25 protein-coding genes are annotated in these 25,152 nt (G+C 70.6%); 14 read left to right on the top strand and 11 right to left on the bottom strand.

Features of this window, described 5'->3' with window-relative positions:
* Positions 1-256: 256 nt before the first annotated feature.
* Genes mch through PKE85_RS06065 form a run of 4 tightly spaced genes read right to left on the bottom strand, consistent with a single transcriptional unit; the run spans position 257 to position 4,187 of the window.
* Positions 257-1,216, bottom strand: coding sequence for a methenyltetrahydromethanopterin cyclohydrolase (mch, locus tag PKE85_RS06080; RefSeq protein WP_271203883.1), 960 nt, complete (start codon positions 1,214-1,216; stop codon positions 257-259).
* Positions 1,213-2,367, bottom strand: a complete 1,155-nt coding sequence (locus PKE85_RS06075; protein ID WP_271203882.1) for an ATP-grasp domain-containing protein — start codon at positions 2,365-2,367, stop codon at positions 1,213-1,215. The genes mch and PKE85_RS06075 overlap by 4 nt, the downstream gene beginning before the upstream one ends.
* On the bottom strand, positions 2,345-3,238 hold the full coding sequence (locus PKE85_RS06070) for an NAD(P)-dependent methylenetetrahydromethanopterin dehydrogenase (RefSeq protein WP_271203881.1): 894 nt from the start codon (positions 3,236-3,238) through the stop codon (positions 2,345-2,347). Before PKE85_RS06070 ends, PKE85_RS06075 begins: the two co-directional genes overlap by 23 nt.
* Positions 3,225-4,187 carry a beta-ribofuranosylaminobenzene 5'-phosphate synthase family protein gene (locus PKE85_RS06065; protein ID WP_428981317.1) on the bottom strand — a complete coding sequence of 321 codons (963 nt, stop codon included), beginning with the start codon at positions 4,185-4,187 and terminating at the stop codon, positions 3,225-3,227. The genes PKE85_RS06070 and PKE85_RS06065 overlap by 14 nt, the downstream gene beginning before the upstream one ends.
* Positions 4,188-4,430: 243 nt before the next feature.
* On the opposite strand from PKE85_RS06065, the gene PKE85_RS06060 reads away from it, so the two are divergent.
* Genes PKE85_RS06060 through PKE85_RS06040 form a run of 5 tightly spaced genes read left to right on the top strand, consistent with a single transcriptional unit; the run spans position 4,431 to position 9,369 of the window.
* Positions 4,431-4,802: a 4a-hydroxytetrahydrobiopterin dehydratase gene (locus PKE85_RS06060; RefSeq protein WP_271203879.1), complete on the top strand. Its 372-nt coding sequence runs from the start codon at positions 4,431-4,433 to the stop codon at positions 4,800-4,802.
* Positions 4,803-4,809: 7 nt separating this feature from the next.
* Complete coding sequence (locus PKE85_RS06055; protein ID WP_271203878.1) at positions 4,810-6,039, top strand: hypothetical protein; 1,230 nt, start codon at positions 4,810-4,812, stop codon at positions 6,037-6,039.
* A complete protein-coding gene (locus PKE85_RS06050) occupies positions 6,036-7,694 on the top strand; it encodes a formylmethanofuran dehydrogenase subunit A (RefSeq protein ID WP_271203877.1) in 1,659 nt (552 codons plus the stop codon). Before PKE85_RS06055 ends, PKE85_RS06050 begins: the two co-directional genes overlap by 4 nt.
* Positions 7,691-8,587: a formylmethanofuran--tetrahydromethanopterin N-formyltransferase gene (gene fhcD, locus PKE85_RS06045; RefSeq protein ID WP_271203876.1), complete on the top strand. Its 897-nt coding sequence runs from the start codon at positions 7,691-7,693 to the stop codon at positions 8,585-8,587. Before PKE85_RS06050 ends, fhcD begins: the two co-directional genes overlap by 4 nt.
* The gene (locus PKE85_RS06040) at positions 8,584-9,369 is read left to right on the top strand and encodes a formylmethanofuran dehydrogenase subunit C (protein ID WP_271203875.1); all 786 of its coding nucleotides are present in this window, start codon (positions 8,584-8,586) and stop codon (positions 9,367-9,369) included. Before fhcD ends, PKE85_RS06040 begins: the two co-directional genes overlap by 4 nt.
* 18 nt (positions 9,370-9,387) lie before the next feature.
* On the opposite strand, the gene PKE85_RS06035 is transcribed toward PKE85_RS06040, so the two are convergent.
* Positions 9,388-10,272 (bottom strand): LysR family transcriptional regulator, encoded by an 885-nt coding sequence (locus PKE85_RS06035; RefSeq protein WP_271203874.1) that lies wholly within the window; start codon positions 10,270-10,272, stop codon positions 9,388-9,390.
* Positions 10,273-10,362: 90 nt separating this feature from the next.
* On the opposite strand from PKE85_RS06035, the gene PKE85_RS06030 reads away from it, so the two are divergent.
* Both PKE85_RS06030 and PKE85_RS06025 read left to right on the top strand, forming a co-directional pair.
* Positions 10,363-10,785: a CidA/LrgA family protein gene (locus PKE85_RS06030; protein ID WP_271203873.1), complete on the top strand. Its 423-nt coding sequence runs from the start codon at positions 10,363-10,365 to the stop codon at positions 10,783-10,785.
* Positions 10,769-11,473 carry an LrgB family protein gene (locus tag PKE85_RS06025; protein WP_271203872.1) on the top strand — a complete coding sequence of 235 codons (705 nt, stop codon included), beginning with the start codon at positions 10,769-10,771 and terminating at the stop codon, positions 11,471-11,473. The genes PKE85_RS06030 and PKE85_RS06025 overlap by 17 nt, the downstream gene beginning before the upstream one ends.
* Before the next feature lie 11 nt (positions 11,474-11,484).
* Here PKE85_RS06025 and PKE85_RS06020 read toward each other — a convergent pair whose 3' ends face one another.
* Genes PKE85_RS06020 through PKE85_RS06005 form a run of 4 tightly spaced genes read right to left on the bottom strand, consistent with a single transcriptional unit; the run spans position 11,485 to position 14,835 of the window.
* On the bottom strand, positions 11,485-12,180 hold the full coding sequence (locus PKE85_RS06020) for a (5-formylfuran-3-yl)methyl phosphate synthase (protein ID WP_271203871.1): 696 nt from the start codon (positions 12,178-12,180) through the stop codon (positions 11,485-11,487).
* Positions 12,177-12,743 (bottom strand): DUF447 domain-containing protein, encoded by a 567-nt coding sequence (locus PKE85_RS06015; protein ID WP_271203870.1) that lies wholly within the window; start codon positions 12,741-12,743, stop codon positions 12,177-12,179. Before PKE85_RS06015 ends, PKE85_RS06020 begins: the two co-directional genes overlap by 4 nt.
* Positions 12,740-14,230: a DUF6513 domain-containing protein gene (locus tag PKE85_RS06010; protein WP_271203869.1), complete on the bottom strand. Its 1,491-nt coding sequence runs from the start codon at positions 14,228-14,230 to the stop codon at positions 12,740-12,742. The genes PKE85_RS06015 and PKE85_RS06010 overlap by 4 nt, the downstream gene beginning before the upstream one ends.
* Positions 14,227-14,835 (bottom strand): amino acid kinase family protein, encoded by a 609-nt coding sequence (locus PKE85_RS06005; protein ID WP_271203868.1) that lies wholly within the window; start codon positions 14,833-14,835, stop codon positions 14,227-14,229. Before PKE85_RS06005 ends, PKE85_RS06010 begins: the two co-directional genes overlap by 4 nt.
* 169 nt (positions 14,836-15,004) lie before the next feature.
* On the opposite strand from PKE85_RS06005, the gene PKE85_RS06000 reads away from it, so the two are divergent.
* The 5 genes from PKE85_RS06000 to PKE85_RS05980 all read left to right on the top strand — a co-directional run bounded on the left by PKE85_RS06000 (position 15,005) and on the right by PKE85_RS05980 (position 20,859).
* Positions 15,005-15,976, top strand: a complete 972-nt coding sequence (locus tag PKE85_RS06000) for a quinoprotein relay system zinc metallohydrolase 2 (protein ID WP_428981316.1) — start codon at positions 15,005-15,007, stop codon at positions 15,974-15,976.
* Positions 15,977-16,295: 319 nt separating this feature from the next.
* The gene (gene xoxF5, locus PKE85_RS05995) at positions 16,296-18,104 is read left to right on the top strand and encodes a lanthanide-dependent methanol dehydrogenase XoxF5 (RefSeq protein ID WP_271203866.1); all 1,809 of its coding nucleotides are present in this window, start codon (positions 16,296-16,298) and stop codon (positions 18,102-18,104) included.
* A gap of 234 nt (positions 18,105-18,338) precedes the next feature.
* Complete coding sequence (locus PKE85_RS05990; RefSeq protein ID WP_428981327.1) at positions 18,339-19,121, top strand: substrate-binding domain-containing protein; 783 nt, start codon at positions 18,339-18,341, stop codon at positions 19,119-19,121.
* A 31-nt stretch (positions 19,122-19,152) separates the two neighbouring features.
* Positions 19,153-19,701, top strand: a complete 549-nt coding sequence (locus PKE85_RS05985; RefSeq protein ID WP_271203864.1) for a PQQ-dependent catabolism-associated CXXCW motif protein — start codon at positions 19,153-19,155, stop codon at positions 19,699-19,701.
* Positions 19,702-19,806: 105 nt separating this feature from the next.
* Positions 19,807-20,859, top strand: a complete 1,053-nt coding sequence (locus PKE85_RS05980; RefSeq protein ID WP_271203863.1) for a fatty acid desaturase family protein — start codon at positions 19,807-19,809, stop codon at positions 20,857-20,859.
* Here PKE85_RS05980 and PKE85_RS05975 read toward each other — a convergent pair.
* Positions 20,853-20,996: an entericidin domain-containing protein gene (locus PKE85_RS05975; RefSeq protein WP_271203862.1), complete on the bottom strand. Its 144-nt coding sequence runs from the start codon at positions 20,994-20,996 to the stop codon at positions 20,853-20,855. The genes PKE85_RS05980 and PKE85_RS05975 overlap by 7 nt on opposite strands.
* A 186-nt stretch (positions 20,997-21,182) precedes the next feature.
* Between PKE85_RS05975 and PKE85_RS05970 the strand changes: the two genes are divergently transcribed.
* Positions 21,183-22,271 carry a catalase family protein gene (locus tag PKE85_RS05970; RefSeq protein ID WP_271203861.1) on the top strand — a complete coding sequence of 363 codons (1,089 nt, stop codon included), beginning with the start codon at positions 21,183-21,185 and terminating at the stop codon, positions 22,269-22,271.
* A 149-nt stretch (positions 22,272-22,420) separates the two neighbouring features.
* Positions 22,421-23,959, top strand: coding sequence for a LysM peptidoglycan-binding domain-containing M23 family metallopeptidase (locus PKE85_RS05965; protein ID WP_271203860.1), 1,539 nt, complete (start codon positions 22,421-22,423; stop codon positions 23,957-23,959).
* Between the two features lie 70 nt (positions 23,960-24,029).
* Here PKE85_RS05965 and PKE85_RS05960 read toward each other — a convergent pair whose 3' ends face one another.
* Positions 24,030-24,914 (bottom strand): ATP-binding protein, encoded by an 885-nt coding sequence (locus PKE85_RS05960; RefSeq protein WP_271203859.1) that lies wholly within the window; start codon positions 24,912-24,914, stop codon positions 24,030-24,032.
* Between the last annotated feature and the right edge of the window lie 238 nt (positions 24,915-25,152).

The following is a 25,152-nucleotide window of genomic DNA, read 5'->3' as shown; positions in this document are numbered from 1 at the left end:
TTGGCCGGCGGTCGCGTGGCCGGGACGTCGACCTGTCGGAGCTCAGTCGGGATTACGCCCAAAGGCTCGATCATCCCATAGCGTCATGCCCGGCGAAGCCGGGTATCCACGATTTTGGGCACGGAAAGTCCCGCGCGTTCAAGTCGTGGATGCCCGGGACAAGCCCGGGCATGACGGTGAGCGTGCGGAGGGCTGAAAAACGATGCCGGAACAGCGGGCCGCCATGACGCTCATGACGGCTCGCTGGGGCATGGGATCAGCCGCGGAACGACTTCTCCACGAGCTCCGGCATGAAGGCGCCGGCGCTGAAGCTCTTGCCGGTGGACAGCGCCGTCACGGTGACGACGGCCGGCGAGAACAGGCCCGCGTCGCAGGCGTAGAAGTCGAAGTTGTAGCCGGCGAAGATCTCGCCGAACGGGCGGCCGTGGTCGCGCGAGGTGGAGGAGGGCAGGCCGTTGGCGAGCTGCTCGGCCTCGTCCTCGGGGCCTTCCACATAGAGCGTGATCTCGCCGCCGTAGAGCACCGCGTCGTTGGTGCGGCCCATGCCGCCGAGGAAGTCGGCCGCGGGCGGGGCGACCGGCGCGACGCCCGTGCCGTCCACGATGCGCTCCAGCGGGAAGTGCAGCGCGTGCGCCTTGTGGAGCGCCACCTCGAGCACGCGGCCCACCACCTGCACCGAGCCGGCGAGGCTGGTGGTGGGGGTGAGGATCAGCGTCAGCTTGTCCTCAGCCACGCCGCATTCCTTGGCGATGAAGGCGATCAGCGCGTCCGGCGGGCGCTTGTCGGTCTCCAGCACCAGCGCGGCGCTCTCCGCCTTGTCCTTGTAGCCGAGCTCGCCGAACAGCTCTTCCTTGGCCCACAGCGCGCGGGCGGGACCGGAGCCGAGCGCGAAGAAGTCGCCCTCGGACAGGCTCCAGCCGGCGTACTGGCTGCCGAGGCAGGCGATGACCGGATCGACGGTGGAGATGTGGATCGCCGTGTTCCAGCGCGGGAAGCGGGTGTCCGGCGCGAAGCGGGCGTAGCCGAGGCCGCCGAGGCAGATCTCGGTGATGCGGCGGCCGGCTTCGAGCCCGCCGCGCACGTTGATGCCGGCGTCCACGATGGTGGCGCCGGTGGCGGTGCGCTCGACGCCGAGGCGCAGCGTGGCCGCGTCCGCGATCAGGGAGGAGACGAGCGGGGCGACGAGCGTTCCGACGCTCGGGCGGGTCTCGGTCATTCGGTCACCATGGGTTCGAGTGCGTCATCGGCGAGGCGCGCGCCGTCGCGGCGCGCGGAAAGGGCGTCAAGCAGGGCCGCGCGGCGGCGGTCGACCAGAGCGCGCGCCGCCTCCGGCGCGCGGGCCGAGGCGAACACGGTGCAGAGGGGCGCGCCTTTCGGCGTCGCGTCGTCCTCCGCCGGCCAGTCGGCCGTCCAGGCGGGACGCCGCAGGCCGGACAGCGAGCAGCGCCAGGGGGCGTAGACCACGGCGGCGGCGTGCGCGTCCAGCCGGGATGGCGTCGCAGACCAAAGTCGACCCTCGCAGGCGTCAAGATGACGCGCCAGCAGCGACGGGTCGTCGCCGCGGTCGAACACGTCCAGCGTGGCGCCGGGGCGGGGGTTTACTTCCAGCAGCGTGAACGCGGTCTCGTCGCCGGCGGGGAGGATCATGTCGGCGCTGGCGAGACCGACGAGGTCCGTCGCCGCGACCAGCCGGTCGAGCGCCGCGCCGATGGTCGCGCGCAGGGGAGCTATGAGCGGGATCGGCCCCACGGCGCCGCCGTAGCGGTAGGGCGCGGACGGGGTCGGGTCGGTCCACTGTTCCGAAAAGCCGGCGATTTCGGCCCGCGCCCCGTTCGCCAGAAACAGGACCGACGCCGCGCGGCCGTCGACGCGGCGCTGGCCGTAGCGACCGTTCCCGCGCGGTCGCGACCCCGCGCGGATATGCGCGCCGCCGGAGGCGCCGGCGCGCTTCCACAGCACGTCCGGGCCGTCGGCGTCGGCGGACTGAGGGTGGGGAACGTCGAGCCGCGCCAGCAGCCCGGCGAGGGCGCGAGGATCCTTCAGCCGCCGCACCGTCTCCGGCGTCGCGCCTTTCAGCGGGTGACGCTGGGCGATGGCGGCCATCACGTCGGGCGCGTTCTCGAAGCCCGCGCCCAGAACCGCCGGCAGGCCGGCGGGCGCGTGGGCCTCCAGCGTCGCCAGCAGAGCGCGGCGGGACAGCGCCGTCGTCCGCACGGCGCGGGCGGCGTGCTCGCGGGTGTCGGCGTCGGCGAACAGGTCGATCGCCAGCGCGCGCAAGCCCGCCCGCCGCGCGGAGCGCGCCAGCGCCCGCGTGGACAGGCCGATCAGCGCGAGGTCGTAGGCCTCAGGCCGACAGCTGCCGGGCAAGCTCGAAAGCCTCGGCGAAGCCGATGTGCAGCGCCGTGTCGGAGTGGCGGATGCGCTTCAGGATCTGGTGCTGCACCTGGTACTTGACCTGACCGATGACCAGCGCGCCGATGCCCACGCCGTGGGGCAGGGCGATCCCGTCGTCATTGGCCCCGACGCCCGCGACGCCCGCCGGCGGCACGGCGTTGATGTCGGCGGCCACCAGCAGGTTCGTGGCGGCCTTCAGCACGTCGGTGGAGATCACCTCGACGCCGGCGGCGGCGGCGGTCAGGATCACCTCCGCCTCGGGCACGAGCGCCTTCTTCTCCTCGTCGTTGGCGGCGACCGCGCAGTTCAGCTTGACGCCGAAGCGCTTCTTGAAGTCGACCGCCTTGACCTCCACGTCCTCGATCACCCGATGGCTGACGATGGTGACGTCCGCGCCGGCCTGGGCCGCGATCACCGCCGCGATGCCGCCCACCACGCCGGTCGCGCCGTAGACCTGAACCTTCGCGCCCTCAAGGCCGCCCTCGCGCTTGCCGCGTAGACCCTTCTCCACAAGCGCGATCATGGCGGCGGCGGTGGTGAAGGAGCCGGCCGGATCGGCGAAGATCGAGATTTCGAACGGCGGGAACAGCGCGGAGGCCGCGGCCTTCATCTGGTCGAGGGCGAGGCTCGCGTCCTTGCCGCCGATGAACAGCACGGTGCGCTTGGCGGCGTCCGGCGAGCGGCTGAACATGGCGTCCTGCGTCAGCGGCGCGACGTCCTTCAGCTGCACGTCCACGTTGGACGAGATGATGTGGAAGCCGGCGTCCACCGCCATGTTCACGTCGAACGGGCTGGTGTGCTTCAGCGGCGTGATCATGTGCAGGATCGGTTCAGCGTCGGACATGGGCGTCTCCGGTAAGCGCAAGGCCGTCCTCGTCATGAAGGACGGAGATGTCGGCGCCGCGGCGCGCGCCGCGGACGATGTCGAAGGAAAGGTTCGGGCGGTCGGCGAAGCGTGCGCGCATCTCCTGCGCCAGCGTCTCGGCCTCGGCCGCGGAGCCGAGCACGGCGAAGCCGGTCGGGCCCCATGAGCTCTGGCCGACGCCCGGAACGCCCCGCGCCTCGATCGCGGCCAGGGCCTCGGCCACGTCGGCGCTGGTGAAGCGGCCGCCCTGCGCCTGGGCGAAATGATCGCCGAGCCGGCGCTGCATCTCGCCCACCGCGGCGCCGAAGGCCTGAGCGTCGCCCTCGGCCGCGGCGGGCAGGGCGCCCAGCACGGCGAGGCGGCACAGCCGGTCCGCCAGTTCGTCGGGGAAGGGCGGCAGATGCGCCATGGCGGTGGTTTCCCGCGAGCCGGACAGGCCGACGAGACCGTTGTCGTAGATCAGCAGGATGCGCCACGCTGGCGGAACGGGAATGCGCGAGACGATCGGAGGCGGCGCGTCCAGCGGCCCGCGGCCGCCGTCCAGGATGACGCCGCCGGTCTCGAAGGCGCCGAGCCCGATGCTGGAGCGCTGGCCGCGGCCGAGCGCCGCCGCCACCTGCCGCGGCGTTATGTCCTCGCGCCCGTTGAGGCGCGCCAGCCCGACGCCCACGGCGAGTCCAAGCTGGGTGCCGGAGCCGAGGCCGGAATGCGCGGGCAGCGCGGTCTCCACCGTGACCGCGGCGCGGTCGCCGAGGCTGAAGGCGTTCGCGATCGCGGCCATGGCGGCTTCGGCGCGGGGGGCGTCCGGCCCGGTCGCGGAGGCCGCCGGCGCGGACCGCAAGGTCACGGCGGTGAAGGGATTTTCCAGCGAGATCCCGAGCCCGCCGAAGCGCCGGCCGAGCCCGCCGCCGAGATCGAGAAAGCCCACATGCAGCCTCCCGGGCGCCCGCACCGTGACGGCGCAGGGCGCCCGCTTTCCGCGTCGCGGCGGGGAAAGGGGGCGATGATCTTGGGTCATGGCGTTTCCGGCGGCACCTTAAGAGGCCGCAACGGCATACGCCATCCTTCGCGGCTGCGCCAAAAGCCTAGCCGGACGAAACGTCGCGCCGCGTTGCGCCGGCCCGACCGCGCATGTAACGGTCCCGACAAATCAAAAACCGAGGAGCGCGCCGTGGCCGGTTCGAAAGCGACCATCCCGGAAGACGAGGTGAAGCGCCGCCTCGCCGCCGAACTTCCGAAATGGCGGATCGAAGAAGGCTGGATCCGGCGCACCTACAAGACCCAGAGCTGGAAGAGCACGCTGATGGTGATCAACACCATCGGCCATCTTGCGGAAGCGGCCTGGCACCACCCCGACATCACGGCGTCCTACGCCTGGGTCGAGGTCCGGCTCATGTCGCACGACGCGAAGGGAATCACCGAGCGGGACTTCGAGCTCGCCAAGAAGATCGAGAGCGTCGTGCAGTGGAAACCGTCCGAGGACGACGCGCTGGAAGGCACGCCCCAGGGCGACCAGCGCTTCGCCTATGTGAAATATGACTGAGGCCGACATGGGCGAAACCGTTCACACCGACGTCGTATGCCCGTTCTGCGGACTGGGCTGCGACGACATCACGCTGAAGGTCGACGGGACCAAGGTCACCGCCGCCGAGGGCGTCTGCGGCCGGGCCGCGGCGCTGTTCCGGCGCTCCGGCGCGCCCGCCCCTTCGCCGCGCGTCGGCGGCAGGGACGTGTCCTTCGATGAGGCGGTGGCCGAAGCCGCGAAGCGCCTCTCCGGCGCGCGCTCCATCGCCTACGCGGGCCTCGCCACCGACGTGGACGGCGTGCGCGCCGTGCTGAAGCTCGCGGGCAAGACCGGCGGCAGCGTCGACCACTACGCCTCCGAAGGCATGTTCCGGAACCTCGCCAGCTCCCAGCGCAAGGGCTGGGTCGCCACCACCTTCGCCGAGGTCCGCAACCGCGCCGACCTGTTCGTGGTGGTCGGTCCCGATCCGCTCAAATCCTATCACCGCCTCTACGACCGGGTGACGCCCGCCAAAGGCCGGTTCCTCAAAGGTCCGCGCCGGGTGGTGTTCCTGGGCGGCGAGCCCACCAAGGAGTCGCTGTCGCAGCTCGAAGGCTCGATCGTGGACGTGATCAAGGTGGCCGAGGGCGGGCTGGTGGACGCGCTGTCGCAACTCGCCACGCTGGTCGCCGACGGGACGCCTCCCAAGGCCGCGCCGGAGCTGGTTGAGCTCGCCGCAGCGCTGAAGGCCGCGTCCTACGGCGTGCTGGCCTGGAGCGCCGCCTCGCTGGACGACGAGGGCGATCTGGTGATCGAACGGGCCGTGTCGGTGATCGACACGCTCAACGTCACCACCCGCGCCGCGGGCCTGCCGCTGTCCGGCAAGGACAACCTGACCGGCGCCTACCACGCCTCGCTCTGGAACCACGGCTTCCCGCTGCGTCTCGGCTTCCGCGACGGCGTCTCGGACCATGACCAGAAGGCCTACGCCACCGAGAACGCGGTCAAGACCGCCGATCTGGTGGTGTGGACCTCGGCCTTCCGGCCGGAGCGTCCGCCGGCCTCCGGGGCCGCGGTGATCGCCATCGCCCATCCCGACACCACGTTCGAGCGCGAGCCCGACGTGTTCATCCCCGTCGGCCAGCCTGGCCTCGACCATCAGGGTCTCGCGTTCCGCGCGGACTCGGTGGTCGGCCTGCCGCTGCGCCGCCACCGCGACGCCGGCCTGAAAAGCGTGGCGGAGATCGTGACGCTGATTTCGGAGGCGCGCGCATGAGCGCCGTACGCATCACCAACGGCAAGGTTCTGGACCCCGCGAACGGGGAGGCCGGCGTGGTCCGCGACGTCGTGATCGACGACGGCCGCGTGGTCGCCGCGAGCGCCTTCCAGGGCGCGGCCGAGACCATCGACGCCAGGGGCGGCGTCGTGATGGCCGGCGCCATCGACATCCACAGCCACATCGCCGGCGGCAAGTCGAACATCACGCGCCTGCTGATGATCGAGGAGCAGCGCGCCAACCGCGAGCCCGCGGGCGACTTCTGCGGCTGCGGCGGCGGCGTCTCCACCATGACGGCCCACGCCACCGGCTGCCGCTACGCCGAGATGGGCTACACGGCGGTGTTCGAGCCGGCGATGGTGGCCGCCAACGCCCGCCACATGCACGCCGAGATGAAGGACATCCCCTTCCTCGACACCGGCGGCTACGTGGTGCTCGGCAACGACGACTTCCTGCTCGACCTGATCTCGAGCGGCGCCGGGCAGCAGGCGGTGAACGACTACGTCGCCTGGCAGCTCGCGGCCACCAAGGCCATGGCGGTGAAGATCGTCAATCCGGGCGGCATCAACGCCTTCAAGTTCAACCAGCGGAAGATGGACCTCGACGAGGCCAACCCGCATTACGAGATCACGCCGCGCGCCATTCTCACCACGCTGATGCGCGCGGTGAAGGAGCTGGGCCTCGCCCATCCGATCCACCTGCACGGCTGCAACCTCGGCGTTCCCGGCAACGAGGACACCACGCTCGCCACCATCGCGGCGACCGAGGGGCTGCCGCTGCACATGACCCATGTGCAGTTCCATTCCTACGGCACGGAAGGCGACCGGAAGTTCTCCTCCGGCGCGGCCAAGATCGCCGAGGCGATCAACACGAACCCGAACATCTCGATCGACGTCGGGCAGGTGATGTTCGGGCAGACCGTCACCGCCTCCGCCGACTTCATGTCCCAGCACCGCAACCGGGGCATCGCCTCGCCGAAGCGCTGGATCGGCATGGACATGGAGCTGGACGCCGCCTGCGGCATCGTGCCGTTCGTCTACAAGGACAAGTCCTTCGTGAACGCCCTGCAGTGGGCGATCGGGCTGGAGCTGTTCCTGCTGGTGGAGGACCCCTGGCGGATCTTCCTCACCACCGACCATCCCAACGGCGCGCCCTTCACCACCTATCCGCACCTCATCCGGCTGCTGATGGACAAGGACTTCCGCGACGAGCAGTTCGCCAAGCTGCCGAAGGCGGTGCGCAAGCACTCCATGGTCGGCGAGCTGAAGCGCGAATACACGCTTGAGGAGATCGCCATCGTCACCCGCGCCGCCCCGGCCAAGATCCTCGGCCTGACGGACCGCGGCCATCTCGGCGCCGGCGCGGTCGGCGACGTGGTGGTCTATCGCGACGAGGCCAACCGCGAGGAGATGTTCTCCCGCGCGGACTACGTGCTCAAGAACGGCCAGGTGATCGTGAAGGACGGCGAGGTCGTCAGCCTCGCCTACGGCCGCACCCACCAGGTGGCGCCGGACTACGACAAGGGCATCGAGGCCAGGCTCGACCGCTGGTTCGACGAGACCCTCGGCTTCAAGGCGAAAACCTACAAGATCGCGGACGACGAGATCCGCGACGGACAGGGCGCGGTCATCCACGCCACGGAGCGCTCGGCATGATCCTCAACGGAGTCGAGATCCGCGACTCGTTCGCGGAAGCCTTTCCCATGGTCGGCACGCGGCTGATCATCACGGCGGACACGGCCAAATGGGCCATGATCGCGGCGAAGACCGTGACCGGCTTCGCCACCTCCGTCATCGGCTGCGGCTGCGAGGGCGGCGTCGAGCGGGAGATCCCCGAGAGCGAGACGCCCGACGGGCGTCCGGGCGTTTCCGTGCTGTTCTTCACCATGGACCTCAAGGGTCTGCAGACCGTGGTGCCGAACCGCATCGGCCAGTGCGTGCTGACCTCGCCCACCTCCGCCTGCTACGCGGGCATGGAGGGCGGCGCCAAGGTCTCCATCGGCAAGGCGCTGCGCTACTTCGGCGACGGCTGGCAGATCGCCAAGAACGTCGACGGCCGCCGCATCTGGCGCGTGCCGGTGATGGAGGGCGAGTTCGTCTGCGACCATGACACCGGCTCGGTCTCCGGCGTCGGCGGCGGCAACATCCTGATCCTCGGCGCCTCGCGGGCCGAGACGCTGGCCGCGGCCGAGGTCGCCGTCGAGGCGATGCAGAAGGTCGAAGGCTGCATCCTGCCGTTCCCCGGCGGCATCGTCCGCTCGGGCTCCAAGGTCGGCTCCAGGTACAAGGGCATGTTCGCCTCGTCGAACAACGCCTACTGCCCGACGCTGCGCGCCCAGACGGAAACCAAGCTGACGCCGGAGGTCGCCTCGGTGCAGGAGATCGTGATCGACGGCGTCAGCTTCGAGGCGGTCTCCGCCTGCACCCGCGCCGGCATCGAGGCGCTGGTGGCGCTCGGCCGCGACAAGGGCGTGGTGGCGATCGACGCCGGCAACTACGGCGGCAACCTCGGACCCTTCCACTTCAAGCTGCGGGAGATCATGGCGTGAGCGGCTTCGTTCTCACCCCGCGCCGCGCGTTCGAGACGCGCGTCGATCTGGCCGGCGTGCTGCCGGGCGTCGATCTCTCCGGTCTGACCGTGGGCTATGGCGACCGCGGCGTGGCGCTGGCCGAACTGTTCGAGATCGGCGGCTCCGTCGGCGACCGGCTGACCCTCAAGAGCGGCTCCGCCCTGCTTGACCGCGTGGGCGCCGGGCTGTCCTCCGGCGAGCTCGTGGTCGAGGGCGACGTGGGCGACCACCTCGGCCAGTCCGCTGCGGGCGGCTCCATCACCGTGTCCGGCTCGGCCGGCGCCTATGCGGCGGCGGAGCTGTCCGGCGGCCGCATCGAGATCGCAGGCGACGTGGGCGAGCGCCTCGGCGCAGCCCGCGACGGCTCCCGCCGTGGCATGAGCGGCGGCGTGGTGGTGGTCGGCGGCTCCGCCGGCCCGCGCGCGGCCGAGCGGCTGCGCGGCGGCGTCATCGTGGTGAAGGGCGACGCCGCGGAAGGCGCCGCCACCGACCTGATCGCGGGCACGCTCGCCGTGGGCGGCGCGCTCAAGGGCAAGGCCGGCCGCGGCATGAAGCGCGGCACGCTGCTGCTGCGCTCCGCGGATGGGCTCGCGCCCGGCTTCGGCGACGCGCTGGAGCATGATCTGGTGATGCTGCGGGTGCTGGCCCGCCGCTCGCCCGACCTCGCCGCCTTCCTCGGCGGCGCGTTCAAGGTGCGTCGCTTCGCGGGCGATCTCAACGCCGGCGGCAAGGGCGAGGCGCTGGTCGTCCCGGCGGCCTGAGCGGCCGTTCTCCGGGGCTCACGCCTGCGCGTGGGCCTCGTCGACGATGGCGAGCCAGGCGCGGGCGGCGTGGGACAGATAGGCCCCGCGCCGCCACACCATGGCCATGTCCCAGCGGGCGCGTGGCTCGTCGAGCCGCACCGGCGCCACGCCCGGATGGGGGCGCTGGGCGAACATGAACTCCGGCAGGAAGGCGGCGCCCAGTCCGAGAGCCGCCAGCTCCACGATGAAGTCGATCTGGCTGCTGCGGGCCGCGACCTGCGGCTCGAAGCCGCTGGCCCGGCAGGCGTCCAGCAGGATGCGGTTCAGCGCGAAGCCGCGCTCGAACAGCACGAAGGGCGTGTCCTTCAGGTCGAGGAGATGCAGCGATGGCCGGCCCGCCAGCGGATGCGCGGCGGGCAGCAGCGCCGACAGCGGCTCCCGGCGCACCGCCCGCCACTCGAAATCCTCCGCCACCGGCAGCAGCGAGCCGGCGAGTTCGATCTCGCCCGCGCGCAACAGCTCCTCCAGCCGGTCGCTGCCATACTCCACCAGCCGCACGTCCACGCCCGGGAAGCGCTGGCGATAGATGGCGAACAGCGGCGCATAGAGCGTGCTGCTGCCGATGGGCGGCAGGCCGAGCCTGAGTTCGCCCCGCTTCAGCCCGCGCACCTCGCCGAGCTCCGCGATCAGGTCGTCCCGGTCCGCAAGCAGCTTGAGCGCCCGGCGATAGACGATCTCGCCCGCCGCCGTCAGCGCCACCCGATGGCCGATCCGGTCCAGCAGCGCCACGCCCGCCTCGTCCTCAAGCTGGCGCACCGCCTTGCTCACCGCCGACTGGGTGGTGAACAGGGCCTTGCCGGCGCTGGAGAACCCGCCCTGGCGGACCACTTCCACAAAAGCGCGAAGGACGCGGAAATCCATCGAAATTCCTGATTGGAATAGGATTTACGAAAACAAGTCATTTTGCGCATATGGACCTTGGTCGTAAAGTGCCGGTCAGGAGATTTCGCCATGACCGCCGTTTCGACCGCCGCCCGCATCGCCGTCCCGTTCCGCCGCCGCGTCCACGGCAGCCGCGTGGCGCAGCTCGCGCTGATCGCATGCCTCTGGCTCGCGGGCGAGGGCGTGACGCGGCTCGCGGGGCTGCCGGTTCCCGGGGGCGTCGTGGGGCTGGCGCTGGCGCTCGCGCTGCTCATGAGCGGCCGGCTCAGCCTGTTCAGCCTGAAGCGCGGCGCCGACCTGCTGCTGGCGGACCTGCTGCTGTTCTTCGTGCCGCTGGTGGTGGCGGTGGTGGAGCATCGGGAGCTGGTGGGTCTGCTCGGCCTCAAGATCCTGGTCGTGATCCTCGCCGGCACGGCGGCCGTCATCGGCGTCACCGCGCTCACCGTCGAACTGTGCTTCCGGCTGAGGTCGCGCCATGAGCGGGTCGCTTGAAGCCGCGCTCGGCCATGGGCTGCTGTGGTCGGCCGCGACGATCGGATTCTATCTCGCCGCCAAAGCGCTCTACCGCCGCTTCCGGCTGTGGTGGCTGTCGCCGCTCGCGGTCACGCCCGCGCTGATCGTCATCGCCGTGCTCGCGCTGCATGCGAGCTACCGCGACTACATCGGCGGCGCGGGCTGGCTGGTGATGCTGCTCGGGCCCGCGACCGTCGCCTTCGCCGCGCCGATCTACGAGCAGCGCGCGCTGATCCGGAAGCACTGGCCGGTGCTGATCGCCGGCATGGCGGCGGGCAGCGCCACCGCCGTGCTCACCGGCTGGGCGCTCGCCACCGTGCTCGGGCTCGACGGCGAGCTGCGGCTCAGCCTGCTGCCGCGCTCCATGAGCACGCCCTTCGCCATGACGGTGTCCGGCGACATCGGCGGCGCGCCGGAGCTGACGGCGCTGTTCGTGGTGATGACCGGCGTGCTGGGCGCGGCGCTGGGCGACCTGATGCTGGCGCGGCTGCCGATCCGCTCCACGCTCGCCCGCGGCGCGCTGTTCGGCATGGCGGCCCACGGCGCGGGCGCCGCCAAAGCCCACGAACTCGGCCGGGAGGAGGGCTCCATCGCCGGTCTGGTGATGGTGCTGGTCGGCCTGCTCAACGTGCTGGCCGCGCCGCTGGTGGTGATGCTGCTGCGCTGAGGGCCGCTCGCTCAGGCGGCGCGCTGGGCGTCCAGCGCGGCGCGCAGGCTCCGGGCGGCCTCCACGCTGAACGCGCCGGTCCGGCCGCCGTCGCACAGCGCGCCGCGGAAGCCGAGGTAGTCGGGTCCGAGCGCCGCCAGTTCCTCCACATCCGTCCGGCGGAGCGAGCCGGCGAGGCCGGTGAGCAACCCGAGCGCCCGCGCCTCGCGCACGAATCGCCCGAGCGCCGGCGTATGGATGTGGCTGCGCAGGCCGCCGGCGGTCTTGTCGGCGGTGTCGATCATGGCGCCGTGGAAGCCGGCCCGGGCCGCATGCTCCACCAGCGCGGGGTCCACGCCCTGATCGGCGAAGAACACCGCGATCAGCTTCGCGCGCCGGCTCAAGGGCCGCAGCGCCTCGAAACAGGCGCCGGCGTCGCCGTCCCGGAACACGCCGAGCTTCACCAGCGGCGCGCCGGTCTCCGCCACGGCTTCGGCGGCGGCGCGAACGGCGTCGGGGATCATCGGCCGGTCGCCGATGGTGGCGCTGAGAGAGGGGGCGCCGTCGCCCCAGCCGCGCCAGAGCGCCGCCGCATCGCGCAGATCGTCGAGCGCCCAGGCGCCCAGCGCGCCCTCGGCCGGGTTCTTCAGGTCCACGATGTCGGCGCCGGCCGTGCGGGCGAGCGCCATCTCGTCGAGGGTGGCGACGCTCGCCAGGAAGCCGGTCATGTGGCCGCCGTTTCGCGGTGCGCCCGAACCATGTCCAGAATCCAGCCCCAAGCCTCGCGCTCGGCCTCGCCCGCGGTCTTGTCGACGGCGATCTGGAGATAGGCGAATTCGGCGTCGATCTTCTCCGGCGGCAGCATGTGCAGCCGGCTCGCCAGCACCGCGCCCTCCAGCACCGCGGCGACCGCCCGGTTCAGCCCGCCGAAGGGCTTCAGCGACTGGCGGCGGACCACCCGACAGGTCAGCTTCGGGCGCTGGCCGTCGTCGTCCACATGGGTCACCTCCACCTCGTCGCAGGCGAGCGCCTCCATCAGCCGCACCGAGGCCACGGCGTCCGCCGGCACGGTCGGCCATTCGGGCTTTCGCTTGCTGACGCAACCGGCGAAGACGCGGGCGTCGTCGGTGAAGTTCACGACGCCGCAGCGGGTTGCGAGGAAGTTCTCGAGTGTCCGCGACGGGCGGAACGGCTGCAGCAGCCAGCCGCCCTCGATCGGCGTCGCCCCCATGGGCGCCACATGGGGCACGCCCTCGGGCGACAGCGTGGTGACGATGGTCTCGCGGATCACGACGTGGGCTCCTCGGCGCCGCCGCTCGCGGGCTCGGTCGGCTGTTCGGTCTTGGGCGCGCGTTTGGCGCGCTCCTCGCGCTTCTCGGCGAGGGTGGAGCCCGCGTTCTTGAAGCTCAGCTTGTGGGCCTGCTCCAGGCTCTCGGCGGTCTCGCCCGCCACGCCGAACTTCAGCGGCTCGTCCTGGGTGTAGCGCTTGCCGAGCCGGAACGCGATCTCGGCGCGGGCGATCTCCACCCCGAGATAGAAGGCGTGGCCGGGATCGCCCTCCACCGCGAGGTGCGGGTAGAGGTCGAACGGGTCGGCGCCGATGTGGTGGCCGTCCTTGTTGAAGACGTGGACGCCCTTCTCCGACACCTCGATGCGGTAGTTGCGGTCGCGGATGTCGCGGGCGAGCTCGTCCAGATCGGCGGCGGTGGAGGTGACGGGACGGCGGTCGCGCAGCGCCATCAGCCCGCCGCCGAAGCCCTGCGGCAGCGAGCCGATCTCGCGCGCGGCGAAATACTCCCGCCGCGCCCGGTCGAACTCCCGAACGGCGGTGCGGCAGTGGGGGCTGACCTGCACCGCCAGCACCGCCTGCACGTTCAGCTCCGAGATCATGCCCATCAGGATGGCGTTGATTCCCGTAGTGTCGGCGTCGGTCAGCTCGGTGACGTTGCCGATGCCCATCAGGATCGGAGCGTTGGGCCGCAGACGGCGCAGCTCGGCGTAGCGCACCACCGAGTCGGTGAAGCCGAAATGGATCGGATCGAGGATCGGGTCGGCGAGATAGGCGCGGCCCCTGGCTTCCAGCGCGTCCATGGCCCGCAGCAGCGAGTCCATGTCGGCGGGGGAGGCCGGCACCAGAATCGGCGTGGCGTCGCCCTCGTCGGCGATGGCGAGCGTCTTTTCGCTCAGGCTGAGCAGGTAGCTCGCGCCGGCGCGGTTGGCGCGGGCGAGTTCGTCCGCGTTGGCGGAATCCACGCTCACTCGGGCGCCGTCGGCGATCAGGGCGCCGATGTGGTCTTCGAGGTGGGGGTAGGGCGTGTCCGGCAGGCAGCCGAGGTCGATCACGTCCGCCCCGTCGGCGCGCAGGCGGCGGGATTTCTCGATCAGCTCGTCGTGGGACAGCATGGTGGCGTCCACGATCTCGGCGAAGATCAGGCAGTCGTGGCGGGACAGGTCCGGCTCCAGCCCGCCGCGTCCGAAGAAGGTGGGCAGGTCCGCAAGCTCCTCCGGCCCGCGCTCGAACGGCACGCCGAAGAACCGGGACAGCCGCTCCAGATCGCCCCGGAACCGGCCGGGCAGCACGGCGCGGTCGACGCCTTCGGGCAGCTTCAGCCGCCGCTCCAGAATCTCGGCGGTCATCAGCGCCGCCACCTTGACGCCCACGTTCACCACCTGCGGCTGCAGCGCCTCGCTGGCGAGGCTGGCGGCCAGCCGTTCGAGCCGCGCTTCCGCCAGCGAGCCGGTGACGAGCGCGACCTTCTCCGCCTCGCCGCCGCTCATGCCGCAGCTCGCGCAGGGGAGGAGAGCGCGGCGTCGAGCGCCTCGGGCGAAGCGTCGCCGACGCAGAGGATGTCGCCGCCGTAGCTTTCCGCGAGGCGGGAAGCGTAACTGTCGATCAGGCCGTCGCGGGCCCAGTCGGCGACGTTCGAGGTCGCCGGAGCAGGGGCCGATTTCACGAACACGATCCGCGCCGCGCCGACCGCCCGCGCGAGCCACAGCGCGAGGCTGTCGGAGGTGACGTCCCAGGATGCGGGAACGTCGGCTTCGAGCGCCAGAGGGACCGGGCGCCACAGCGCGGCCCGGCCGGCGTCGCGCGCGCGTTCGATCTCGCCCATCGACGCGACCCGGTCGAAGTCCGGCCGAAGTCGGTGGATCAGCGCCGCGCCCTGCGCCATGGCGAGAATCGCCATCTCATGGGCCGCGCGGTCGTCGAAGCCGAGCGTCGGCTGCAGCGCGCGCACCGCGTCCGCGAACGGGCCGCCGCCCGGAACCACCAGCGCGCCGCGCCGGACGGCGACGTCCAGCAGCGCGGCGAGCGTCGGGGCGCCGAACAGGCTGCCGCCGAGCTTGACCACGGCGAGGGGGCGCGGAGAACGGTTGAGCATCAGGCGACAAGGCTTTCGTCGGCGGTCCGGTTCGGGAGACCTAAACCCCGCGCCGTCGTAATCCAAGGGGCGGCGGGCCTCAACCGAAGGCATGAGCGGCGCGGCGTCACGGGCGGAGTAGGGTCTGTGGACGGCCGCTTTGTCCGCCGGTCCTGCGCGTGAGGTGATGATGATGGCCCGTCCGTTCCGATTCCCGCGCGTCGCCGTGCGCGTCCTCGCGGCCGCAGGCCTTCTGGCCGCCGTCGCGCCGAGCGCGCCCGCTCTGGCCGAAACGCCGGTGGAGCCCCTGCCGGTCACGGAGATCGCGCCCGGCGTGTTCGTGCATCAGGCGCCCTACCAGCTCATCACGCCCGCGAACGACGGCGCGATCTCCAACATGGGCTTCATCGTCGGCGACGAGGCGGTGGCGGTGATCGACACCGGCAACACGCCGCTCGCGGGCCGGCGTCTGCTGGCGGCGGTGCGGGCGCGGACCCAGCTTCCGGTCCGCTACGTCATCAACACCCACATGCATCCGGACCACACGCTGGGCAACGCCGCGTTCCGGGACGAGAAGCCCCGCTTCGTCGGCCACGCCAAGCTGCCGCGGGCGCTGGCGGCCCGCGCCGCTTCTTATGTGGACGCTGCGAAACGCGATCTCGGTCCGGAGTTGGCCCCGACCCGCGACGACGTGATCCTGCCCGACACCACCACGCCCGACCGGCTGACGCTGGATCTCGGCGGCCGGCCACTGGAGCTCGAAGCCGAGCCCACCGCCCACACCGACAACGACCTGACGGTGTTCGATCCGAAGACCGGCACCTGGTTCCTCGGCGACCTGCTGTTCATCGGCCACCTGCCGTCCATCGACGGTTCGCTGGAAGGCTGGGTGAAGGTGATGGCGCGGGCGCGGGGCAGGGCGGTGGCGCGGGTCGTGCCGGGGCATGGACCGGCTTCGGCGCCCTGGCCGCAGGCGCTGGAGCCGCAGCAGCGCTATTTCGACAGGCTCCGGGCCGATGTGGCGGCGCTGGTGGCCAAAGGCGCGTCGCTCCGGGAGGCCTCGGAAAAGGCCGGGCTGTCGGAGCGGGACGGCTGGGCGCTGTTCGACGAGTTCAACGCCCGCAACGCCATCGCGGCGTTCACCGAGGAAGAGTGGCGCTGAAACACTATGCTGCAATGCAAAATAATAAGTTAGCATTCGCAGCAATATCATAATAACCAGCTTATATCTTAAAGTCCTTATTGCGCTCTTAGACAAAGCGTCCTAGGGTCCGGCCGTCTTCAGCTACAACGCCTTGCGACGGAACGGAGTCGGGGCGGTTCGTAGGCCTAGGCCGGGGTTCGACGCAGCCGGCGACGCAGGTGGGAACATGTTCCCGATCGGCCGTGACACGAGCAGAAGGCGCGGGTCCAATAATAAAGATTACGCTGCGCGGAAGAGGCGCGGCGACCTGAGGACTGCGTTCATGAGGGAGAATGCAATGCGCAAAGTCGCACTCGTGGCGGGACTGCTGGGCACGGTGGCCGTGTCCTGGCCGGTGCTCGCCAATGACAGCGTCACCAAGCTGATCGAAGACCCCAAGCAGTGGGGCATCCAGACGGGCGACTACGCCAACACCCGTTACTCCAAGCTCGACCAGATCAACGCCAAGAACGTGAACAAGCTCCAGGTGGCCTGGACGTTCTCGACCGGCGTGCTGCGCGGCCATGAGGGCGGTCCGCTCATCATCGGCGACATCATGTACGTTCACACGCCGTTCCCGAACAACGTGTTCGCGCTCGACCTGAACGACAACGGCCGCATCATCTGGAAGTACGAGCCGAAGCAGGATCCCAGCGTCATCCCGGTGATGTGCTGCGACACCGTGAACCGCGGCCTCGCCTACGCCGACGGCAAGATCCTGCTGCACCAGGCGGACACCACGCTGGTGGCGCTCGACGCCAAGACCGGCAAGAAGGTGTGGTCGGTCGTGAACGGCGACCCGAAGAAGGGCGAGACCAACACCGCGACCGTTCTGCCGGTCAAGGACAAGGTGATCGTCGGCATCTCGGGCGGCGAGTTCGGCGTGCGCGGCTCCTTGACCGCCTACAACCTCAAGGACGGCTCCAAGGCGTGGCGCGGCTACTCCATGGGTCCGGACGAGGACATGCTGATCGATCCGGCGAAGACCACCGAGCACGGCAAGCCGGTCGGCAAGGACTCCTCGCTGAAGACCTGGGAAGGCGACCAGTGGAAGATCGGCGGCGGCTCCACCTGGGGCTGGTACTCCTACGATCCCAAGCTGAACCTCGTCTATTACGGCTCGGGCAACCCCTCCACCTGGAACCCCAAGCAGCGTCCCGGCGACAACAAGTGGTCCATGACCATCTGGGCGCGTGACGCCGACACCGGCGTGGCCAAGTGGGTCTACCAGATGACCCCCCACGACGAGTGGGACTACGACGGCATCAACGAGATGATCCTCACGGATCAGGAGATCGACGGCAAGAAGACCCCTCTGCTGACGCACTTCGACCGCAACGGCTTCGGCTACACGCTGAACCGCGAGACGGGCGAACTGCTGGTGGCCGAGAAGTACGATCCGGTCGTGAACTGGGCCACCAAGGTCGACATGGACAAGTCGTCCAAGACCTACGGTCGTCCGCTCGTGGTCGCCAAGTACTCCACCGAGCAGAACGGCGAAGACGTGAACAGCCAGGGCATCTGCCCGGCCGCTCTCGGCACCAAGGACCAGCAGCCGGCGGCCTACTCGCCGAAGACGGACCTGTTCTACGTGCCGACCAACCACGTCTGCATGGACTACGAGCCGTTCCAGGTGTCCTACACCGCCGGCCAGCCCTACGTCGGCGCGACCCTCGCCATGTACCCGGCGCCCAACAGCCATGGCGGCATGGGCAACTTCATCGCCTGGGACAACAAGAAGGGTAAGATCGTCTGGTCCAACAAGGAGATGTTCTCCGTGTGGTCCGGCGCTCTCGCCACCGCTGGCGACGTGGTGTTCTACGGCACGCTCGAAGGCTACCTGAAGGCGGTCGACTCCAAGACGGGCAAGGAGCTCTACAAGTTCAAGACCCCGTCCGGCATCATCGGCAACGTCACCACCTATGAGCACAAGGGCAAGCAGTACATCGCCATTCTCTCGGGCGTTGGCGGCTGGGCCGGCATCGGCCTCGCGGCCGGCCTGTCGGAAGGCTCGGAAGGTCTCGGCGCGGTCGGCGGTTACGCCGCTCTCGCCCAGTACACCGCGCTCGGCGGCCAGCTGACGGTGTTCTCGCTGCCGAACGACTGATCCCGATGAGGGCCTGATGGTCCGCATTGGATGCGAATGAGGAGGGCTCGGCCGATGGAGATGTCCGTCAGCCGGGCCCTTCGCGCTTTTAAAACCAAGGCGGCGCCGGAGAAGCGCCGCGCCCGGAGCGCCGACCTCAGCGCCCGGACCAGGAGGATTGACGTGATCGCATCGCGTACCGGACGCCGCGTCTCGCGCGGCTTTGGACTGGCGGCGCTGGCCCTTCTCGCCAGCATGACCGCCGCCGCCGCCCAGACCTCGGATCTGGTGAGCCGCGCCACCCTGCGCGTCTGCGCCGATCCGGCCGACCTGCCGCTTTCCAGCGACAAGGGCGACGGCTTCGAGAATAAGATCGCCGATCTGCTCGCCAAGGATCTGGGCGTCCCGGTGGATTACACCTGGTTCCCGCAGGCGACCGGCTTCTACCGCATGACGCTCGGCATGAAGCGCTGCGACGTGGTGATGGGCTATGTGGCCGCCGGCGAGCCGGTGCTGAACACCAATCCGTATTTCAAGTCCGCCTGGACGCTGGTGGTGAAGAAGGGAAGCCCGCTCGACGGGGTGGATTCGCTCTCGGACGAGCGGCTGAAGACGGCCCATCTCGGCGTCGTCGCCGGCACCGCCCCCGCGTCCTATCTGGCGCGCAACGGCCTGATCGGCCTCGCCCGGCCCTACGCCCTGACGGTGGACCGGCGTTACGAGTCGCCGGCCGAGGACATGCTCAAGGCGATCGCCGCGGGCGAGATCGACGGCGGAATCCTGTGGGGTCCGATCGCCGGCTATTTCGCGAACAAGGCGGGCGAGGGCGCCTTCACCGTCACGCCGCTGGTGAAGGATCAGGGCTTCCCACCGCTGACCTATCGCATCACCATGGGCATCCGGCCGAACGAGCTCAACTGGAAGCATCGGCTCAACGAGTTCATCGCCAAGAACCAGAATGAGATCAACAAGATCCTCCTGGACTTTCATGTGCCGCTGCTGGACGAGCAGAATCGCCCCATCACGGCGGCGGAGTAGAACGGCGTCCCAAGCGCTGGCGCTCGCCGGGGTGTTCGCTCTCGGCGGCGCGGCGTCCGCGTGGGCGGACGAGCCGGTGACGGGGCCGGTTCCGCCGGAGCCTTCGGGCTACCGCATGGACGGCTACCGCAGCCCGACGCCCGCCACGCTTCACGGCGCGCGGGTGCTCGACACCCCGGCCGCGGAGGCGCTGTGGCGCAGCGGAATGGCGGTGTTCGTGGACGTGATGCCGCGTCCCGTGCGGCCCCCGAACCTGCCCGCCGGCACGATCTGGAAGGACGCGCCCCGCCGGCACCTTCCGGGCAGCGTCTGGCTGCTGAACGTGGGCTACGGCGCGCTGGCGCCGGAAATGGAGGCGTTCTTCCGCGACAGCCTCACGCGCCTCACCGGCGGCGACACGGCGAAGCCGCTGGCGTTCTACTGCCGTCAGGCCTGCTGGATGTCATGGAACGCCGCGAAGCGGGCCATGGCGTGGGGCTATGCGTCGGTCGCCTGGTATCCGGACGGGACGGACGGCTGGGACGCCGCCGGCCTGCCGACCGAGCCGGCGGAGCCCTATCCGCCCGGGGCGCCGCGCTGAGGCCGTGTCCCGCATGGCGGTCCTGCGCTGCGAAGCGGAAAAAGGGGTGCTATGGTCCTGACGCGCGTCGGCGGTTCGGCGCGCGCCAGCGTGAGCCTGCAAGCCTTGTCAGCACCCGAACGGAATCTGGTGGCGACCGCGCACAAGCTGTGCGGCGACCTCGCCACGCCGAAGCCCGCGATCTACTGGACCGACCTGATCGTCACCGCGCTCACCGGCTACGGCGCCTTCGCCGGGGCCGTGCTGGCGCCGTCGACGCCCGTCGCCAGCATGTTCTTCGTGGTCGCGGCGCTGGCGCTCTATCGCGGCGTGAGCTTCATCCACGAGGTCAGTCACCTGCGTCCGCAGGACGTGCCGGGCTTCCGCAACGGCTATGACGCGCTGATCGGCGTGCCGTTCCTCACCCCGTCTCTGATGTATGAGGGCGTGCACAACCAGCATCACGCCAAGTCGCGCTATGGCACCGCGCTCGATCCCGAATATCTGCCGCTCGCCAGCGGCTCCTTCGGCCAGATCGCGCTGTTTCTGCTGGTGTCCCTGCTGGCGCCCGTGGGGCTGCTGCTGCGTTTCGCGCTCTTGGCGCCGTTGTCCGCGCTGTCGCCGGCCCTGCGCCGCTTCGTGGTGGAGCGCTGCTCGGCGCTCGCCATCAATCCCGAGTACCGGCGGGAGGCGCCGACCGGCCCGCAGGCCCGCAGGTTCGTCCTCCTCGAGACGCTGTGCTCGGTCTGGGCGCTCACCTTCCTGACGCTGGCCGCGACCGGCGTCATGTCGCCGCGCGTGTTCTTCACAGCTCTGGCTCTGGGTTCGGCGGTGGCCGTGGTGAACCAGTTCCGCACGCTGGTCGCCCATCACTGGGAGAACGACCACGGCGAGGAGATGACGCCGACGGAGCAGTTCCTCGACAGCGTCAACGTTCCGCCGCCTGCGACCCTGCCGATGCTGTGGGCGCCGGTGGGGCTGCGCTACCATGGGCTGCATCACCTGCTGCCCCGGCTGCCCTACCACGCTCTGGGCAAAGCTCACGCGCGCCTTTGCGCGCTGCTGCCCCCGGACTCCCCCTACCATAAGGGGAGCCACAGGGGGTTCTGGCAGGTCGCCCTCCGCCTGCTGCGGGCGGTCGGCGTCCGTCGCGGCGTCGCTGTGGCGCCGCGTCAGTAGCCGCGAACGGCCTTTTCAGTCGCCTGAACGTTGTTCTTGGTGTCGCGGCCGACGCCACGCGCCGTATTGGCGCAAGCGGCGAGGGTGACGCAGGCGGCGAGAACCAGCACGAGCGGCGCGAGACGGCGAGACGTCATGTTCGGAATTCCCTTGTGATCGGTCGCGCCATGGGAAGCGCATCTCCATAACGTGAAACCTGCGCGAAGGTTTCCGCGCGTCGCCGCATTTGTGGCGGGCGCGGCTTCCTTCTGCCTTCAAGGGAGCCGGCGGAACCGCGACGCCTCCGGCTCAGTTCTCTTTGGAAACGATCCAGGGAGAGACCGATGCCCGTGACGCCCCAAGCGTTTCACCCCGACATGGAACGGCCGGAAGCTGACGAGGAGCAGGTGCGCGACGAACTGATCGCCACCATGCGCTCGATCAGCGACGTCACCTTCGCCAATTCGGGCCACGGCCTGCGCAGCGTTCACGCGAAAAGCCACGGCCTGCTGGACGTGACGGTGGAGATCCTCGGCGATCTGCCGGGGCCTTACGCGCAGGGGCTGTTCGCGAAGCCCGGCCGCTACGCCGGGGTGATGCGCTTCTCCACCAATCCCGGCGACGTGCTGGACGACGGCGTGTCCGCGCCGCGCGGTCTGGCGCTCAAGGTGATCGGGGTCGAGGGCGATCGGCTGCCGGGTTCGGACGGCGTCGAGACGCAGGATTTCGTGATGGCCAACGCCCCGGCCTTCGCCGCCCCGGACGCGGCGGCCTTCCTGAAGAGCCTGAAGCTGCTCGCGAAGACCACGGACCGCGCCGAGACCGCCAAGAAGGCGCTGTCCAGCGTGCTGCGCGCGGTGGAAGGCGCGATCGAGGCCTTCGGCGGTGAGAGCGCCACGGTGACCGCGCTCGGCGGCCAGCCCATGACGCAGATCCTCGGCGAGACCTTCTTCAGCCAGACGCCGTTTCTCTACGGGCGGAACGTCGCAAAGTTCTCGATCGCGCCCGTCTCCAGCGATCTCAAGGCGCTGGAGGGCGCCTCGGTGGCGCTGGCCGGCCGGCCGGACGCCCATCGGGACGAGATCAACGCCTTCTTCGGCGCGCATGGCGGGGAGTGGGAGCTGCGCGTCCAGCTTCTCACCGATTCCGAGCGCATGCCGATCGAGGACGCCTCCAGCGTCTGGCCGGAGGACGAAAGCCCCTATGTGGCGGTGGCGCGCATCCGGGCGGAGCCGCAGCAGGGGTGGTCGCCGGAGAAGTCCGCGCGCATGGACGACGGTCTGTCCTTCAGCCCGTGGCGCGGGCTTGCGGCCCACCGGCCGCTGGGATCGGTCAACCGGGTGCGCCGCGCCAATTACGAGAGCTCCGCCGGCCGCCGCGCCGCGCGCAACGGCTGCCCCTTGCACGAGCCGCGCGCCGTAGCCCCGTCCTGAACGGCGCTGGGGCCAGGGAGGGCCGGCGACCCAGGAAAAGCCTTAAGGTTTATAATCCGCTACGCATTTTCGGCGCAGGGCTAACCGTCCGTTTACCTCAACGGCGGTTTACTGTCGGCATGTCGGTTCTGTCGGTGCGAGTGCCCAATATGCGTAATTCGGTTTCCTGCGTCCGCGCCAAGATGCTCGCCCGGGTCGCCGTGGTCGCTCTGTTGTCGGGCGGCGCCGCGGCGTGCAGCTCGGATACGGGCCGCTTCGGCGAAGGCCCCTTCTCCAACCCGTTCAACTCCGCCTCCGCGGAGCCCGCGCCCAGCAGGGCGCGTCGAGCGCCGGAGCCCGCCTACACCGGCGCGGTCCAGCGCGTGCCCACCTCCCGCGTCGAGCGCGCGCCGCTCGGCGCCCTGCCGCCGGCCCAGGCCGCGCCCATGCGCGGCTTCGAGGGCCAGCAGCAGCCCTACCGCTCGTCCGCGGTCTCCGAGCCGGCGACCACCGGCTCCCTGCCGCCGGTGCATCGCCCGCAGACGGCGCGCGTCGCCACCAGCTCCAACTGGACGGCCGAAGGCGGCTCCACCGTGACGCTCGCCCCCGGCGAGACCGTCCAGACCCTGTCGCAGCGCTACGGCGTGCCGGCGACCGCCATCCTGCAGGCCAACAACCTGCCGAACGCCAGCAGCGTCGGCGCCGGCTCGCAGGTGGTGATCCCGGTCTACTCCACCGCTCCCTCTCGCGTCGCCGCCGCCGCGCCGAGCCTTCCGGCGCCGCAGGCCGCCGCGCCGCGGGTCGCCCAGGCGCCGGCCATGTCCGCGCCCGCCGCAGCGGGCGGATCGCACACGGTGCAGCCGGGCGAGACCCTGTCCTCGATCGGCCGGACCTACGGCGCGACCCGGACCGATCTCGCGGCCGCGAACGGCATCTCGCCGGACACCATGGTGCGCATCGGCCAGAAGCTCGTGATTCCGGGCCGCAGCGCCCAGCAGATGGCGGCGATCCAGCGCACGCAGGCCCAGGCCAGGGCGGCCGAGGCTCCGGCCGCGACCGGCGCTGTGGGCCAGCCGCGCATGCAGTTCGTCCAGGGTCCGCAGGGGCATGGCGCGCAGGCCGCAGGTCAGCCCGCCGCCGCGAAGCCGATGCAGACGGCTCAAGCCTTGGCGCAGAAGCCAGGCGCGCCGGCGCTGAAGCCCAGCGTCGCCGCGCCCAGCGCGCCGGCGTTCGCCGCCGCCCCCAGCAAGGCGACCAGCGCGCCCGAGCCGGCGGAAGCGGCGAAGCCCGCGGCGCTCAAGGTCGATCCGGCGCCCGCGGCCTCCAACGGTCCGAACTTCCGCTGGCCGGTGCGCGGCCGGGTGGTGTCCAACTTCGGCTCCAAGGCCAGCGGCTCCACCAATGACGGCATCAACCTCGCGGTGCCGGAAGGCACCGAGGTGAAGGCCTCCGACGACGGCGTGGTGGCCTATGCGGGCGACCAGCTGAAGAACTTCGGCAATCTGGTGCTGATCCGCCATTCCAACGGCTGGGTCACGGCCTACGCCCACAACAGCGCGCTGAACGTGAAGCGCGGCGACACGGTGCGCCGCGGCCAGATCATCGCCAAGTCGGGCTCGACCGGAAGCGTGTCCTCGCCGCAGCTGCACTTCGAGGTGCGCAAGGGCGCGCAGGCGGTGGACCCCATGGACCATCTCGCCGGCATCTGATCCGCGCAGCCCAGACGACCAAAGAAAAACCCGGCGCCCTCGCGGCGCCGGGTTTTTCGTTTCGGCGACGTCAGCCCTCGACGCGGCCGGCGAGGTCCTGGATGAACTGCCAGGCCACGCGGCCGGAGCGGGCGCCGCGGGTGGTCGCCCACTCCAGCGCCTCCCGCCGCAACTGCTCGGGCTCCACCTTGAGGCCGAGATGGGCCACGTAGCCGTCGACCATGGCGAGGTACTCGTCCTGGCTGCAGCGGTGGAAGCCGAGCCACAGGCCGAAGCGGTCCGACAGCGACACCTTTTCCTCCACCGCCTCGCCGGGATTGATCGCCGTGGAGCGCTCGTTCTCGATCATGTCGCGCGACAGCAGGTGCCGCCGGTTCGAGGTGGCGTAGAGCAGCACGTTGGCGGGCCGCCCCTCCACCCCGCCGTCCAGCACCGCCTTCAGCGACTTGTAGGACGTGTCCTCGGCGTCGAAGGAGAGGTCGTCGCAGAACAGCAGGAAGCGGTAGGGCGCGCCGCGCAGCAGGCCCATGAGCAGGGGCATCGATTCGATGTCCTCGCGGTGGATCTCGATCAGCTTCAGCCGGGGATGGCCCTCCGCCGTGGCGGTCTCCGCCACGCTCGCGTGCGCCGCCTTCACCAGCGAGCTCTTGCCCATGCCGCGCGCGCCCCACAGCAGGGCGTTGTTCGCCGGCCGGCCGCGGGCGAAGCGCAGCGTGTTGTCGAGGAGCTGGTCGCGCACCCGGTCCACGCCCTTGAGCAGCTCGATTCCCACCCGCGACACCTCGGGCACGGGCTGCAGCCGCTTCTCGGCCGCGCTCCAGACGAAGGCGTCGGCCGCCTCGAAATCGGGGACCTTCGGCGCCGGCGGCGCCAGCCGGTCCAGCGCGTCGGCGATGCGCGCCAGCAGGGCGTCGCGGGTGTCGGTGGCGGGCATGGAATAGAACGGATCGGACATCGGGACATCGCCTCGAACGCGGGTGGCGCGGAGGCCGGGCGGGGCCGGCGCCTCCGTGGTTAGCGGCGGCGCGGGGACGCGTCCACAACGCCTTGGGCATGGCCGCTCCCCCGGCCGCGTCCGTTCAACCAAAGGCGAGGCCGGCGAGGCTCCGAGCCGTGATTTGCTTTCACAAGGGGCGTGGCTATAGTCCGCGCGCTTTCGCCGGGGTCCGCTCCGGCTCCTAACGTTCGTCAGG

This window comes from Methylopila jiangsuensis, assembly GCF_027922305.1.
Classification (GTDB): Bacteria; Pseudomonadota; Alphaproteobacteria; order Rhizobiales; family Methylopilaceae; genus Methylopila; species Methylopila jiangsuensis.
The sequence above is the reverse complement of the archived record's forward strand: the minus strand, read 5'-3'. Positions and strand labels throughout refer to the sequence as shown.